The organism is Ruegeria hyattellae (assembly GCF_041537925.1).
In the GTDB taxonomy this organism is placed as follows: Bacteria; Pseudomonadota; Alphaproteobacteria; order Rhodobacterales; family Rhodobacteraceae; genus Ruegeria_C.
Genome location: NZ_JBGOSH010000021.1, coordinates 36,505 through 50,692 on the forward strand (window position 1 = coordinate 36,505; position 14,188 = coordinate 50,692).

Annotated in this window: 12 protein-coding genes and 1 pseudogene; 10 read left to right on the plus strand and 3 right to left on the minus strand. The window is 56.0% G+C overall.

All coding sequences use genetic code 11. The annotated features are described in order from the left end of the window. Nucleotides 1–70 precede the first annotated feature (70 nt). Nucleotides 71–1,762, plus strand: coding sequence for a thiamine pyrophosphate-binding protein (locus AB1E33_RS27695; RefSeq protein WP_372580465.1), 1,692 nt, complete (start codon nucleotides 71–73; stop codon nucleotides 1,760–1,762). Between the two features lie 137 nt (nucleotides 1,763–1,899). Here the strand turns inward: AB1E33_RS27695 and AB1E33_RS27700 are convergent, their stop codons facing one another. Beyond that, nucleotides 1,900–2,529 carry a pyridoxamine 5'-phosphate oxidase family protein gene (locus AB1E33_RS27700; protein WP_372580452.1) on the minus strand — a complete coding sequence of 210 codons (630 nt, stop codon included), beginning with the start codon at nucleotides 2,527–2,529 and terminating at the stop codon, nucleotides 1,900–1,902. Between the two features lie 13 nt (nucleotides 2,530–2,542). Further along, nucleotides 2,543–2,992 carry a nuclear transport factor 2 family protein gene (locus AB1E33_RS27705; RefSeq protein WP_372580453.1) on the minus strand — a complete coding sequence of 150 codons (450 nt, stop codon included), beginning with the start codon at nucleotides 2,990–2,992 and terminating at the stop codon, nucleotides 2,543–2,545. Between the two features lie 443 nt (nucleotides 2,993–3,435). Here AB1E33_RS27705 and AB1E33_RS27710 point away from each other — a divergent pair, with 443 nt between their 5' ends. The 5 genes from AB1E33_RS27710 (at nucleotide 3,436) to AB1E33_RS27730 (ending at nucleotide 8,860) form a co-directional block, all read left to right on the plus strand. Beyond that, nucleotides 3,436–3,696: a hypothetical protein gene (locus AB1E33_RS27710; protein ID WP_372580454.1), complete on the plus strand. Its 261-nt coding sequence runs from the start codon at nucleotides 3,436–3,438 to the stop codon at nucleotides 3,694–3,696. A 216-nt stretch (nucleotides 3,697–3,912) separates the two neighbouring features. Next, nucleotides 3,913–4,977, plus strand: coding sequence for a hypothetical protein (locus AB1E33_RS27715; protein WP_372580455.1), 1,065 nt, complete (start codon nucleotides 3,913–3,915; stop codon nucleotides 4,975–4,977). After that, on the plus strand, nucleotides 4,974–6,503 hold the full coding sequence (locus AB1E33_RS27720) for an ABC transporter transmembrane domain-containing protein (protein WP_372580456.1): 1,530 nt from the start codon (nucleotides 4,974–4,976) through the stop codon (nucleotides 6,501–6,503). The genes AB1E33_RS27715 and AB1E33_RS27720 overlap by 4 nt, the downstream gene beginning before the upstream one ends. 1 nt (nucleotide 6,504) lies before the next feature. Next, entirely contained in the window at nucleotides 6,505–8,088 is a 1,584-nt protein-coding gene (locus AB1E33_RS27725) for a sensor histidine kinase (protein WP_372580457.1), read from the plus strand. 100 nt (nucleotides 8,089–8,188) lie between these two features. Continuing rightward, nucleotides 8,189–8,860: a response regulator transcription factor gene (locus AB1E33_RS27730; protein WP_372580458.1), complete on the plus strand. Its 672-nt coding sequence runs from the start codon at nucleotides 8,189–8,191 to the stop codon at nucleotides 8,858–8,860. 116 nt (nucleotides 8,861–8,976) lie between these two features. Here the strand turns inward: AB1E33_RS27730 and AB1E33_RS27735 are convergent. Next, nucleotides 8,977–9,186 (minus strand): annotated as a pseudogene (locus AB1E33_RS27735) (DDE-type integrase/transposase/recombinase); the annotation flags it as partial. A 155-nt stretch (nucleotides 9,187–9,341) separates the two neighbouring features. Between AB1E33_RS27735 and AB1E33_RS27740 the strand changes: the two are divergent. The 4 genes from AB1E33_RS27740 to AB1E33_RS27755 all read left to right on the plus strand — a co-directional run bounded on the left by AB1E33_RS27740 (nucleotide 9,342) and on the right by AB1E33_RS27755 (nucleotide 13,891). After that, nucleotides 9,342–10,301, plus strand: a complete 960-nt coding sequence (locus tag AB1E33_RS27740; protein ID WP_372580459.1) for an HlyD family secretion protein — start codon at nucleotides 9,342–9,344, stop codon at nucleotides 10,299–10,301. After that, complete coding sequence (locus tag AB1E33_RS27745) at nucleotides 10,298–11,224, plus strand: ABC transporter ATP-binding protein (protein WP_372580460.1); 927 nt, start codon at nucleotides 10,298–10,300, stop codon at nucleotides 11,222–11,224. Before AB1E33_RS27740 ends, AB1E33_RS27745 begins: the two co-directional genes overlap by 4 nt. Continuing rightward, entirely contained in the window at nucleotides 11,221–12,366 is a 1,146-nt protein-coding gene (locus AB1E33_RS27750; RefSeq protein ID WP_372580461.1) for an ABC transporter permease, read from the plus strand. Before AB1E33_RS27745 ends, AB1E33_RS27750 begins: the two co-directional genes overlap by 4 nt. 211 nt (nucleotides 12,367–12,577) lie before the next feature. Next, nucleotides 12,578–13,891 carry an NAD(P)/FAD-dependent oxidoreductase gene (locus tag AB1E33_RS27755; protein ID WP_372580462.1) on the plus strand — a complete coding sequence of 438 codons (1,314 nt, stop codon included), beginning with the start codon at nucleotides 12,578–12,580 and terminating at the stop codon, nucleotides 13,889–13,891. The last annotated feature ends 297 nt before the right edge of the window (nucleotides 13,892–14,188 follow it).

The window sequence follows — 14,188 nt, forward strand, 5'->3', positions numbered from 1 at the left end:
GGGATTGACATGTGTGCAACCGGTCATTCACAACTGTATACAATTTTGAATGCAGGGATGGGTGAGTCGTATGGAAAACCGGATGATCGGGGCCGAAGCAATGGTCCGCATGCTGCAGGCGCAGGGTGTGCAGCATATCTTCGGGCTGTGTGGCGATACCACGCTGCCCTTCTATGACGCGATGCTGCGGCTGGATCATTCGATCACCCATGTGCTGACGCGCGATGAACGCTCTGCCGCCTATATGGCGGATGGCTATTCCCGCGTGACCGGGCGGGTCGGTGTCGCCGAGGGGCCTTCGGGCGGTGGTGCGACCTATATCCTGCCGGGGTTGATCGAGGCGTCAGAGAGTTCCTACGCAGTGCTGGGGATCACCACGGATATTTCGGTCTCGTCTTACGGCAAGTATCCTCTCACCGAGGTCGATCAGCAGGCACTGATGGCGCCGCTGACCAAATGGAACACGGTGCTCAGCCGGGCCGATCACATCCCGCGCATGGTACGCGCCGCGTTTCGGGCGATGACCACCGGGCGATCGGGGGCCGCGCATATCGGGCTGCCCTATGACATCCAGTATGATCCGGTCGATCCGACCGATATCTGGGCGGACCCGGCGACCGCCACCTATCCGGCCTATCGCCAGTCCCCGCTGCCCGGCGCGGTCGAGTCGGCGGTTGAGGCAATCCTGTCGGCCAAATCCCCGCTGATTGTCTGCGGCGGCGGCGTAGTGATCGCGCAGGCCTGGGAGGCGCTCGAGCGGTTCGCCACCCGGCTGGACATTCCGGTGGCGACCTCAATCTCGGGGCAGGGCGCGCTGGCCGAGACCCATCCGAACTGCCTGGGTGTGGTTGGATCGAATGGCGGCACCGACGAGACGTGGGAGATGATGGAGGCCGCCGATCTGGTGATCTTCATGGGTTGCCGGGCTGGCTCCACCACCACCGCGCGCTGGGAAGCGCCGGGGCCGGGCACGCGGGTCGTGCATTTCGACAGCGACCCGATGGTGATGAACGCCAATTACCGGACCGAAGTGGCGGTGGTCGGCGATCTGCAACTGGCGCTGGATGAGGCAAATGCGGTGCTCGACCAACGCAGTCAGGGTGCCGATGGATTCGGCGGCGCGGCAGCTGTTGCCGAAAAGAAGGCGCGCAAGTTCGAGACATTCGAGCACCTTGCGCAAGCAACCGATGGCCCGATCCGTCCCGAACGGGTCATCAAGACGCTAATGGAGGTGCTGCCCGAGGATGCCACCGTGGTCTCGGACCCCGGGACAAGCTGCCCGTATTTCTCGGCCTATTACCAACTGCCCAGACCGGGGCGGCATTTCATCACCAACCGCGCCCATGGGGCGTTGGGTTACGCCCTGTCTGCCGCGCTGGGGGCATGGTTCGGGAGGCCCGCCTCGAAGACCGTGGCGCTGATGGGCGACGGGTCCTTCGGGTTTACCTGTGGCGAGTTGGAAACCGTCTGCCGGGTTGGCGCGCCGATCACCTATGTAGTGTTCTCGAACTCGAACTTCGGCTGGATCAAAGCCAGCCAATACGCGGACAAAGACGCGCGCTATTACAACGTGGATTTCAACCGGACCGATCAGGCCGCAGTGGCCGCAGCTTATGGGGTGAAGTCCTGGCGGGTCGATAATCCTGACGACCTTGACCGCGTGCTGCGCGAGGCCATTGCCCATGACGGACCGACCCTCGTTGATGTCATCTGCCAACCGCTGGAGGAAAGCAATGCGCCGGTGCGGCGTTGGATGGGGTGAGCGGGCTTCCCGGAAACTGTCCAGTGGACAGTTTCGCCTGCGAACGGGCGGAGCTCCGGGAACAGGCGATTGTAACGCGATTTGCAAATCGTTTGTCCAAACTCGTTCGACTGGCTTGTTCCTTTGCTCTGAAGATATCAGAGAGGAGTTCCCTGTTCGGCGAGCGCCCGTTTCAGGGCGTCATTCTCGGCCTTGAGTTGTGCCAGTTCCACGCCGAATTTCTGTAGATGCGGCTGCAGCTCCGCCTCTGAATAGCGCGGCGTGATATGGCACGGGCAGTTCCAGTCCAGCGCCTCAACCCGGATGATCGCGGCCCGCTCGGCGGTGGCATCCGACCCGTCGGGAAACAGGCTGGCGGCGGCGCCCTCGCCTTCGGAAAACGACACCCGGCCCAGCAGTTTCAGCCGCTGCCGGTTCGCGTAATCCATCAGGATCAGCGCCACCCGGTCATTGCCGTCGAGATTGCCGCGCGAGATATACTGTCTGTTGCCCGAGAAATCGGCATAGCCGATGGTCTGCGGTCCCAGCACCTTCAGAAAGCCCGGCGGTCCGCCGCGGAACTGCACATAGGGCCAGCCGATCTCGGACACCGTGGCCTGGTAGAAGCCGTCGCGCGCCTCGATAAAAGCCTTTTCCGACTCACCGATGATGTGACCTTGCTGCGGGCCGCCCTCGATGAATTTGGCATAGCTTCGGGCCGAGCCCATCCGTTCCTGATGGGCGATGACGGCTGGTGTGAATGTACGTTCCGAGAAAGCGCGGGGCATCTCTTGGTCTCCTTCAAAGACCCAGATCGGTCAGGCTGGGGTGATCTACGGGGCGTGGACCTTGCGGCCAGTGAAACAGTCGCTCAGCAGGCGAAATCGGCAGATCGTTAATCGAGGCGATGCGCCGGGCCATACGGCCATCCGCGGCGAACTCCCAATTTTCGTTGCCGTAGGAGCGATCCCATAGCCCACTCTCATTTTGCCATTCATAGGCAAAGCGCACCGCGATCCGTGACCCGGCGCAGGCCCATAATTCCTTGATCAGGCGATATTCCCGCTCGCGCTGCCATTTCGCGGTCAGAAAGGCGTGGATCTGGTCGTGACCTTGCAGGAATTCCGAGCGGTTTCGCCATAGGCTGTCGTCAGTATAGGCCGCCGTGACGATGTCGGGGTCGCGGCTGTTCCAAGCGTTTTCTGCCATCCGCACCTTTTGCGCGGCAGTCTCAGAGGTAAAGGGCGGCAATGGAGGGCGGGGGTTTTGTCGATTTTTTTGATAGCAGTCTAGATGGAGCTAGCGATCCGGCTATGCTGGCAGCTGGCTTTTGCCGGGGTTAGCAGAGTTCGGTCAAGAGATTCGATATCATTTTAAAAAGCCGCGTTCCGGTGTAGCTGGTGGCGTTCATCTGGCGTTCATTTTCCAAATAGGCAAATTTCATCTCTGAAAGCCATATTGCCCTACTGGGATAAAAGAGCGTTGGTCCGCAAAAACAACCGACGGGCAAAGGGTGATCTGTGTCAAAAACTGGAATTGGGATTGCGCGACGCGCGTCAGGGATACCCCTTCGCGCAGCCTACATCATTTTCTTAGCTTTCATTACTTCTGTCGCCACAAGTCAAATCAACAAAGCCTCGGCGCAAACAGCTAGCTTTCGATCAGTTGATTCCAATTCAGATGGGGTTTTGAGCGTGAATGAACTCACCGCCGAATTCGGAGAGCCTGGCGCACGCAGGCTTCTTGAGGAGATTGATAGCAACGGAGACGATCGCATCACGATCATCGAATTACGCCGTGGGGTTGATAACGGAAGAAGCGAAAAAAATGAGCGGGGCGATCGACGTGAAGATGGAGATCGGGAAAACGATGATGACAGATCGGACGAGCGTAATGGGGACGACCGTGGTGATGATCGCGACGATGATGGAGATGACAGAGGTGATGATGACTAAGCGAATACAACCGCTGTGTTGTTTTCTAAGACTGTGCGTGTGAGCAATCCGGAATTCAATTGGCCTGACAAGGCGCAGCTTAGAAACGTAGCTCCAACAGCGCGTGTTCATTTGCTGTTCATTTGACCGCATGCTGACCCTTCATTCCACTTTGCAATTCTTCTCACGTCGCATTGGCAAAACGATTTCATTGAACAGCCAGTCACGGAGCACAGCATGACACAGTTTCTTCAAACCTCTCCCGTCGCTTGCGAAATCGCAAAATGGGCATTTACAACCCGCAGAGTTAACCGATCCGATGTGCGCGGTCTGTCCGTGCAAATGGGTGCCGCAAAAGCAGGGGACCTTATCCTCTGTGAGATTGCCGAAGTTGGCCATCACAAGAAAATCCAATTGGCAGAACGCCGCGCCTCGGTCAGCTATCCCGGTGACTATGTTGTCCTTTGTTTGGGTGACCGGTACGCGCCAGATCAGTTTCTTGCCAGTGCGGTGATTGATGATGATCTTATCGATCTGGTCGCAGGTGGTGGCGTCGCTGGCCGGGTGGATGCAGCGCATACACGCATGGATGATCCAACGCGGTTGAAGCCCATCGGCCTTCTGACCAATGCAACCGGTCAGGTGATCAATGTGGCGGACTACTCATTGCCCTCTCTGCCTAACAATGAGCAAGTCACAGTCATTGGCGTTTTTGGGGCTTCGATGAACTCCGGGAAAACAACAGCTGCCTCAAGCCTTGGTCATGGTCTTATGCGTTCGGGTTACTCAGTTGCCGGTGTGAAAGCGACTGGGACCGGAGCCTTTGGTGACTTCAACAGTTTCGAAGACGGGGGCGCGCCGGCGCTCGACTTCACGGACGTCGGTATGGCCACGACATATCGGATGCCGCTAGAAACGATTGAAGCCGGTTTTGATACGCTGGTTGCGACCGCAGCTGAGCGCGGCGCCGAGGTTGTGGTGGTTGAGATCGCTGACGGTGTGTTCCAGCAGGAAACGCGGGCTATCTTGCAGTCTTCGCGCATTCGAGATCGGCTGGACGGCATCCTCTTTGCCGCGCCGGACGCACTGAGTGCTCTGGGCGGTGTGACCGTTCTGAACAAGGTGGGTCTAAGCCCCTTCGCGATCTCCGGAATGGTAAGTTGTTCCCCCTTGGCCGCCGCTGAAGCTGCTGAGGTAACCGGTCGCCCGGTTTTATCACGCGAAGATCTTTGGTCGCCCGCGATCATAACCCAACATGTTGCACCGCTGATGCGACGTGAAACTGTCAACGTGGCCGCATGACCTCCCTCTCGGAACTGGCCACAAAGGACCGCATCTTTGATGCGGTCCTACTTACAATCTGCGGTATAGTGCAGGCTGTTGCACTGGCTTTCGCAGCGTTTGCTACTCGTGATGCCTTTGCAGCGCTTCATGCTGGCCATGCTCTTGCAACGAGTACGGTTCTGCAGCTGGCGATATCCGGCATGGTTGCAGCTGCGTGCCTGTTTCTTTCAAAATATCGCGCAGAAGCGCTTGGCCAAAGCTACGCGATTTCTTTACGCCGTATGCTGTATAAGCAGATAGCCCGACTTCCCAAATCTCGGCATAAAGAACGCCGGGTTGGTGCGCTGTCTTTGCGTTTTGTCGGCGACCTATCTGCGGCGCGCCTATGGTTTGGTCGTGGTTTACCAGACGTTTTGTCCGCAGCCTTTGTTATTCCGGGTGCCGTATCCGTTCTCTACTTTCTTGATCCTGCCCTTGCGGTCTATGGCATTGCCTCACTCAGTTGCACACTGCTTATCATGGGATCGCTGGCCTGGCATCTGGCCCGCCGGCATCAAAAGCTGCGTCGCAATCGTGCGAATATCGCGATTTCCATGATTGAGCGGATAGCTATCGCGCCTGAACTGGACCTGATGGGTCGAACCGACCGCGAATTGCGCAAGCTTGAGAAACAAGGCTTATCGCTGCGCCGCGACGCATTGGCACGTCAAGGTAGAACCGCCAGCCTCCAGGCAGTATTGCAACTGGGTGTGGCGCTTACCGGTCTTTTGATGCTTTGGCTGGCAAGCCAAAACGAAACAGCACCGGCGACAGTGGCTGCGAGCCTTTCTGTTTTGGCGCTACTTGCCCTTCCGTTGCAGAACCTTGCCGGGGCGTGGGACTATTATTGCGCCTGGAGCGTTGCGCGCGAAAAGGCAGCTAGGCTGCTTTCGGAACCGGTGTTGATGCGAGCCGGCGCAGATCATGGCCTCTCCCCCGAAATTGAAGTCACCGGGGAATTGGATGGAAACTCTATCTCTTTCGCGGCCCCATCAGGTTCAACATCAGCGTTGGGGGGGAAGCACGCATACTGTATCGCCCGGTGTATCGCGGGACTTGATACGAATGAGGGCATTGCGGTTCGCTATAGTGGGCAAGATAGAGCCCCCAAAATCGCCTTTGTCGGGGATAATCACGTCGGGCTTCAAGGCAGTTTGCGCCGTTCGGCAACACTGATGTGTTCGAAAAGACCAAATGATCAGAAAATAGCAAAGGTTATGCAGGCCTTTGGATTGTCCGAATTGCTTGGGGCACCCGATGACCTTGATCAGCGGTTGGCAGAAAATGGTAACGGGCTGTCACCCTTCCAAACATTGAGTATCGATCTTGTGCGTGCAGTTCTTGGCAAAGCTGACGTCGTCGTAATCGCTTCTGTCAGGTGGGGTTCATGCAGGGATCGCCAAGCCAAATTGCTTGAAACTTTACAGAAGCTATCGGCGGCCACCATCATAATGGCTGAAGATGCCACCTCGCCTAATGTGAAACAGGATTCAAAGGTCATTTGAAATGCGTTCATCGACTCTATTCGGGATTTACGCTGCTGTATTAGTAGCTTTCCTGGGAGGTCTTGCGGGGCTCACCCTTTACAGCCTCGAGAAAACGCGATGGTGGGACGCCCGGATATCACTGGCCCAAGAATCCTATGGGCTGCATCTGAGGCTTGAGGCAGACCTATACCGTCTGTTCAAGCAACACGGCGATGCGCTTCTTATCGGAGACCGGGACGACGGCGTAAGCGAAGAAGAACTGCAGGCGAAAATCGATCAGACACTAGATTCGATCCGAACGACGATCGCGCGTGAAATCCAGATGGTCGGCGACGAGGAGATCGAAGAACTCGAACTTCTTGATGAGATCGAGGATGGCATTGAATCCGTCAATGGAGCCATCGCGAACCTTTCAGCCAATGGTAGCCGTATCGAGACATTTGTCCGAATTGAACGCCTGGCCGCCTTGCTGGACGGTGACATCGACGACGAGCTCGATCAAAAAATCCAGTCTGCCCTTGATGAAGAGGCTGAGGAGGTCGACGAGGTATTGGCCGAAGCAGCAGCCTTTAGAAAATGGAATGAACGATTGGTTTACTTGATCGTTCTTGCCGCAATTGGCGTTTTGCTTGTGGCGCTCGTGTCGTTCAACCGCCAGATCAGAAAGCCACTTACACGACTTGCAGACGGCATTGGACACCTGCGCGGGGCCGATTATTCAAAGTCAATAAGCCTGGGGGGAAGCCAAGAATTCAGAGAGTTGGGCACCGTCCTGAATAGCATGGCTGAAGGGTTGGCTGCTCGCGAAGCTAGTCGCGCCGAGCAAAAAAAGAAACTAGAGGATACCGTTGCTGCCAGAACGCTTGAGCTTCAGCAACTCATCGATAAACTTGAAACAGGTGAAGAGAACCGCAAGCGTTTGATGGCCGATATCAGCCACGAACTACGAACGCCGCTGGCAATTATCCTCGGTGAGGCCGATGTCACTCTGCGGACATCAGAAACGCTGTCAGAAGACGCTTCAGATTCACTTGCCCGTATTCGAGATTCCGCAAAGCACACAAACCAAATCGTTGATGACATGCTAACCGTTGCCCGGTTTGAAGCGGGTCAGCTCAGACTAGATCGCAAAGAAACGGATCTGCGAAAAATACTGCGCGATGCCGTGGCGATGTTCCCCGATCCGGTTCAGGTCGAAATTCCGGATTGCAAGGTTATGGCGTCGGTCGACGAAGTTCGGCTTCGCCAGTCGGTGCTTGCATTGCTGCAGAACGCGCGAAGATATGGAGGCCCAACAATTGGCGCGATGTTGGAAGAAGGGCTCGCGTCTTGCACGATCACAATCGAAGATGACGGTCCCGGCCTGAGCTCGGCGGAAAAATCCCAGGCGTTCGACCGGTTCTTTCGGGGGTCGAACGCTTCGGGCCAGGGTATCGAGGGGAGCGGTCTCGGACTTCCTGTCGTTAAGTCGATTGTCGAGGCACATGGTGGGACAGTCGACCTTCAGGATCGCCAGGAAGGCGGATTGAAGGTCAACATAACGCTTCCCAAAGCGCCGCGAATGAAGGTTGTTCAAAACGACGTGCTGCGAGAAACCGGCTAATGCGTGCCAGTCTGCTTCAAAAGCAAGTTGGGCAACCGGTTAGGTCGCACACAACCGCGCATCGTCACGGTTGTTAGCAGAGAGATAATTGAGGCGTATGATGAACATTTTGCTTGTCGAGGACGAAGCCCGTGTAGCTGATTTTATACGTCGCGGATTGGCCGCTGAAGGCTGGTCTGTGGATCATGCACCAAGTGGCGAAGATGCTTTGGAGCACGTAGCTACCAGCAACTATGACATCATTTTATTGGATCTGATGTTACCGGGGATTCAGGGGCAAGACGTTTGTCGCAAATTGCGCGCCAGGAAATCAAAAATCCCGATCCTGATGTTGACCGCGCTGGATAGCCCCGAGGAAAGAGTGGAAGGGCTGAAGATTGGCGCAGATGACTATCTTCCCAAGCCGTTCGACTTTGACGAACTGATCGCGCGAGTTGAGGCGCTGCACCGCCGCGCCAACAGCTATGCCAACGATCTCAACGATACAGTGATTACTTGCGGAACGCTTACATTTGACAGGCGCTCACTTCAGGTTTCCGTTGAAGGTCAGGAAATCCAGTTGTCCAAGAAAGAACGTGACCTACTTCTTCTGTTCCTGACCAATGTTGGGCGCGTTTTGTCCAGAGAGCGTATTTTGAATTCGGTTTGGGGCATGAACGAAGACCCATTGACAAACGTTGTTGATGTTTATGTTGGGCGTCTTAGACGTAAGATCGGTGGAGAAGGTCAGCGGATCGTGACACTCAGAAACGTCGGGTATCGCATGACCTGAAAGACTATTTTGGGCTTTGTCGCAATTTTTTCACGGATCAGAGCGACCGATTTGCCTGGACGGGTTTTTCCCGCGAGATCAGCAAACTGACGAAAGCCACACTTCAACTGGCCAAGCTACCCCTTGCGGATCATGTTGGCGGCCTCGATCCCGGCAAGTGTCGCTGCAGCGGAGGCGAAGCTTTTGAAGCCGAGCATCGGCCTCGTGAGCCGCTTGATGAACCGGAGGTCCTGCTCGATTATGTTGTTTAGGTACTTCGAGCGAACGGTGTCGATTTTAACCGGTATCTGCAATCGCTTGAAGATTTTGTTGACTTCTTTGATACCGGAGAAAAGCTGGAGGAGTGGTTGGCGCGACTGCCCACATGAACCCGTTCTGCCACGTGTAGCGGCTGAGCCGTATACATAAATCAGATTTCCTGATTGTATGCTTTGACTATTATCCAACGCGTTCAAAGGCCAATCACCGGAGGGAAGCCCCGTTGAATCTGACGATCTCCATACCTTTGATTCTGGCGGCTGTACTGCCCGCCTTTCTGGACCGGTGCTCTGGGTCCGATACCAGCGTCGCTTTGGGCGTGTTGGCGCGCGACCGGGTGGCCTTGACCGCGACAGCCAGCGAAATCGTCATCGATTTGCCAGTTGCAGAGGGAGCCGTGGTCAAGGCAGGCGACACGCTGGTTCAGCTTGATCCCACATTGCAAAGCGCAAAGTTGGCACTGGCACAGGCTGAACTTGAAAAGGCGCAGGCGACGCTCCTTAAACTCCAGATCGGTCCGCGACAGGAAGAGATTGCAATTGCCGAGGCAAAAGTTGCTGGCGCCGTGGCGCGATTGGCCGATGCCCAGGACGTTTATGACCGGAACTCCATTCTGGTCGAAAATTCCGTGGTAACCGAAGCGAAGGTCGCAAACGATCTGGCGCTGCGGGATTCAGCCCGGGCCGAATTGGCCAGCGCACAGGAGTCCTTGAAGGAGCTGCAGAACGGTACGCGACCGGAGGATCTGGCGGTCGCCGAGGCCAACGTGCGCGCGGCGGAAGCTTTGGTCGAAGCCGAGCAGACCGTTCGGGATGATCTGACGGTGGTGGCGACCCGCGATGGAGTGCTGGATTCTCTGCCGTGGAATCTTGGAGAACGCGTGACCTCGGGCAGTCCGGTTGCCGTGATGGTCACCGGGCAGACGCCTTACGCGCGTGTCTATGTGCCGGAACCGCATCGGGTTAGGCTAAAGCCCGGCGACAGGCTTGAAGTGCGCATCGATGGGCTTGAGGCTCCGCTCGAAGGTGTCGTGCGATGGATCAGCGACGACGCGTCGTTCACGCCCTATTACGGGCTGAACAAGGATGACAGGGCGCGGCTGGTCTATCTAGCCGAGATTGACCTGCCTGCCGCATCGCCCGATTTGCCAGCCGGTGTTCCGGTACAGGTCCCCATGCCATGAACGACGTCGTTGTCTCGACGCTCGGCCTGACCCGGCAGTTCGGAAAGAACATTGCAGTCAACAAACTGGATCTGGAGATCCGAACCGGCCAGATTTATGGGTTTCTCGGTCCCAATGGTTGCGGCAAGACAACAACCATGCGGATGTTGACCGGGTTGCTTACCCCCAGCAACGGATCGATCTCGGTTCTGGGTCGATCCATGCCCGAAGCAGCGGAGCCATTGAAGAACGAAATCGGGTACATGACCCAGATATTTTCATACTACCGCGACCTGACCGTGCTGGAAAACCTCAGGTTTGCAGCGGAGATTTATGGCATTCCCGTCAAGGCGGCCAAGGATCGGATCGACGAGCTGTTGCACACCTATGACCTGACGACAAATGTGCATCAGCTCAGTGGCAGTATGAGCGGCGGTCAGAGGCAAAAGCTGGCCCTTGCGGCAACCGTCATGCACCGGCCTAAACTGCTATTCCTGGATGAACCGACATCCGCCGTCGATCCTGAAACCCGCCGCACGTTTTGGGAGCAATTGTTCGATCTGGTCGATCAGGGTGCAACCATGATCGTGTCCACGCATTTCATGGACGAGGCAGAGCGCTGCCACCGGCTCGCGATCCTGCAGCATGGGGTAAAAAAGGCCGATGGCTCACCCCGTCAGTTGATGGATGATCTGCAAGCCGACGTCGTAGAAGTTGAAGGGCCAGACCTGCGAAAGGTCAAACATGAACTAGACGGCAAACCCAAGATTCTGTCGACCGCGCAGGTAGGATCACGCCTGCGCGTGCTGGTAGACAAATCCGAAACTCAGCCCGTAGATATGCTGCGCAGCCAGCTTGAGGCCTTTCCGGACCTGTCCCTGACCCCGCAACGGCCAAACCTGGAAGACGTCTTTGTCAGCGCAACGCGGGGACCGGAACAGTGATCTCTCCACGCCGTATCGCCGCTGTCCTGAAGAAAGAACTGCTCCAGCTGAGGCGGGACAGGATGACCTTCGCCATGGTGATCATGATCCCTTTGATCCAGCTGCTGCTGTTTGGCTATGCGATCAACACCAACCTGCGTCACGTACCCGTCGCGCTCGTGGATCAATCAGGAACGGAACTGTCCCGAACACTGGCGCAGCTGGTTCAGGCCACGCAGGTCGTGACAATAACCGAAGAGCTTACCACTCCACAGGAGGCTGAGCGCGCGATTACGGAATCCCGGGTACGCGCCGCGCTGATCATTCCGCCGGATGTGGCCTATCGGCTTGCGCGCAGTCCGTCTATTGGCTTGGGCCTGCCAGACGCAACGGATCAGAGCAGTGGCCGACCTGTTGCGCATTGGATCGTTGATGGTTCGGACACGATGGTCGCCAGCGCGATCAAGTCGCTTCGGACAATGCCTTTGACCGAGCTGTTGAAACTGCCGCCGAACCGTCAGGTTCCAACGTTCGAAGTGACACTATACTTCAACCCGGAACAGCGATCGGCGGTCAATATCGTCCCGGGACTTGTAGGCGTGATCCTGACCATGACAATGATCCTGTTCACCTCGGCCGCGATCGTACGGGAGCGCGAACGGGGCAATATGGAGATGCTGATCAACACCCCGATCAAGTCGATCGAATTGATGGTCGGCAAGATTATCCCCTACATCTTTCTTGGCCTCATCCAGGTCGCGATCATTCTGGGTCTCGGGCATATACTATTCGATGTTCCGATAAACGGTGGATTGGCCACTTTGCTTGTGGTGACATTGTTGTTCATCATTGCCAGTCTGTCGCTCGGGCTGGTGATTTCGACGCTTGCGCAGAACCAATTGCAGTCGATGCAGATGACCATCTTTGTCCTGCTGCCCTCGATCCTGATGTCGGGCTTCATGTTCCCCTTCGACGGTATGCCACAACCCGTCCAGATAATTGCTCAGGTCCTGCCGGCAACCCATTTCATGGACATGATCCGCGGCGTGATCCTGCGTGACGCGTCGCTATACGAGTTGCGCTGGGGAATTCTCTGGATGATCGGATTTGCGGCATTCGGATTGTTGGTGGCCACTCTAAGATTCAAGAAGCGGTTGGGTTGAAGATCGGCCCACAGCCGACATTCGACACCTGTCAATTTTCTCCTGCCGGTTTCCCGAAAGCTGACATTGGACGACGGTGCAGCATTTTGGGTACATGAGAAACCGCAAGGCAGAAAATTCGGACATCCAACTTTTGAGTGAAAACGGCGGCTGCTGAATAAAATCAAAAATATTCTAGTCTTCGTTTCAAACGGAAGTGTGGGACGCTGTGATGGATAGCCGACAACAGAAACGAGTTATTGTAGTTGGGGCTGGCATGGCCGGTCTGATGGCAGCAGCTGTGCTCTCAGACCAATTTTCTGAGGTTATAATTATCGAAAAGGATGATCTACCGCGCAGGCCTCAAGTTCGAAAAGGAGTCCCTCAAGGCGCACACGTACATACGTTCCTTGGATATGCAGTTGAAGCCATGGAGGATTTTCTGCCAGGTATCATGACCGAACTATATGAGGCGGGCGCTGTTCAAATTCGCAGAAACAAGGATATCTGGTTCCACGATGCGGCTGGCCCGACTCCAATTCGAGATGTAGGTATCCTTACACCGTCGGTAACTCGGCCTTTGTTGGAACACGTGACACGCAAGCGTGTTCTTGCGTTACCAAATGTATCAATCAAGGAAGCCACTCGATTTACGCAGTTTTGCACTGATGGTAATAGCGACGTTTCTGGCGTGAAAATTCAAACAGGCGACATCGGTTCGGAAATCTTTTCGGACCTGGTTGTTGATTGTTCCGGTCGCGCGACGACTCTTCCGCGCTGGCTCGTCGACCACGGTTATGGTGACGTCGAACGTCAGGAACTGGGCATCGGTATGTCGTACACGTCCGGACTATTTCGCCCACCTCCTGATCTGGTAGATGATACCTGGGCTTGCCTTATGCTCGCAATACCGCCCAACACGCGCGCGGCCTATTTAACACCCGTCGACGGCGGAATTTGGCTTGCGACCATGTATGGCAGGGGCGGTGACATGGCACCACGCGAGGCAGAAGGTTTCGTTGAATGGACGAAGGGCCTTGCCCATCCCATCATCCACGAAAAACTGAGCCGGGCCGTGCCCGTATCCGACTTTCGCTCCTACAAAATCCCAAAGGGAATTTGGTTTCGCTATGATCGAATGGAACGGTTTCCACGGGGGATAATTCCCATGGGTGAAGCGGTGACAAGCTTCAACCCGATGTATGGGCAAGGCATAAGCTTGTCCTCAGGTCAAGCACGGGCATTGCGTTCCGGATTGACCGGTGGCTTGGATCGTCTCGCGTCGCGATACTTCGAAGCATCTGAAGCGCTCAATCAAGTTGGTTGGTCTGTCATGGAAACCCGTGACCTGGAACACCCAACTACGGTCGGAAAGCGTCCCGCAGATATCGAATACCGTTGGAAGATGGGAGCGGCGATCCGAAAACTGGCTGAGACAGATGCCGAAGTTCACCGCTTAAGTGTAAATGTTACCCACTTGTTGGAACCTCCGAGTGTCCTTTCACGAGAAGATATCGTTGAACGTGCCCAAAGGCTCCTTAATTAGGTAGGCGCCTATGGTGAGCGGACGTGTGTAGGGCATGCAGCCAAGAACAATATGGGCTCACCGCTGACCTCAGAGGCGGCGCAGCATCGACCTTACTTGCTCAGCGCATGTTGATGAGGCCGGCCCAGAGCTGCCGTCCATCAACGCCGTAAATGGTGTTGTCACGTTAACTGCCGTTCGGTTGCTCATGTCAGCAATTGGACGTAGGTGACATCGATGAAGTCATCATCAATCTGCTACAAGCGCCACCGATTTCCTCCTCAGATCATCGCGAACGCGGTGTGGCTGTACGTTCGC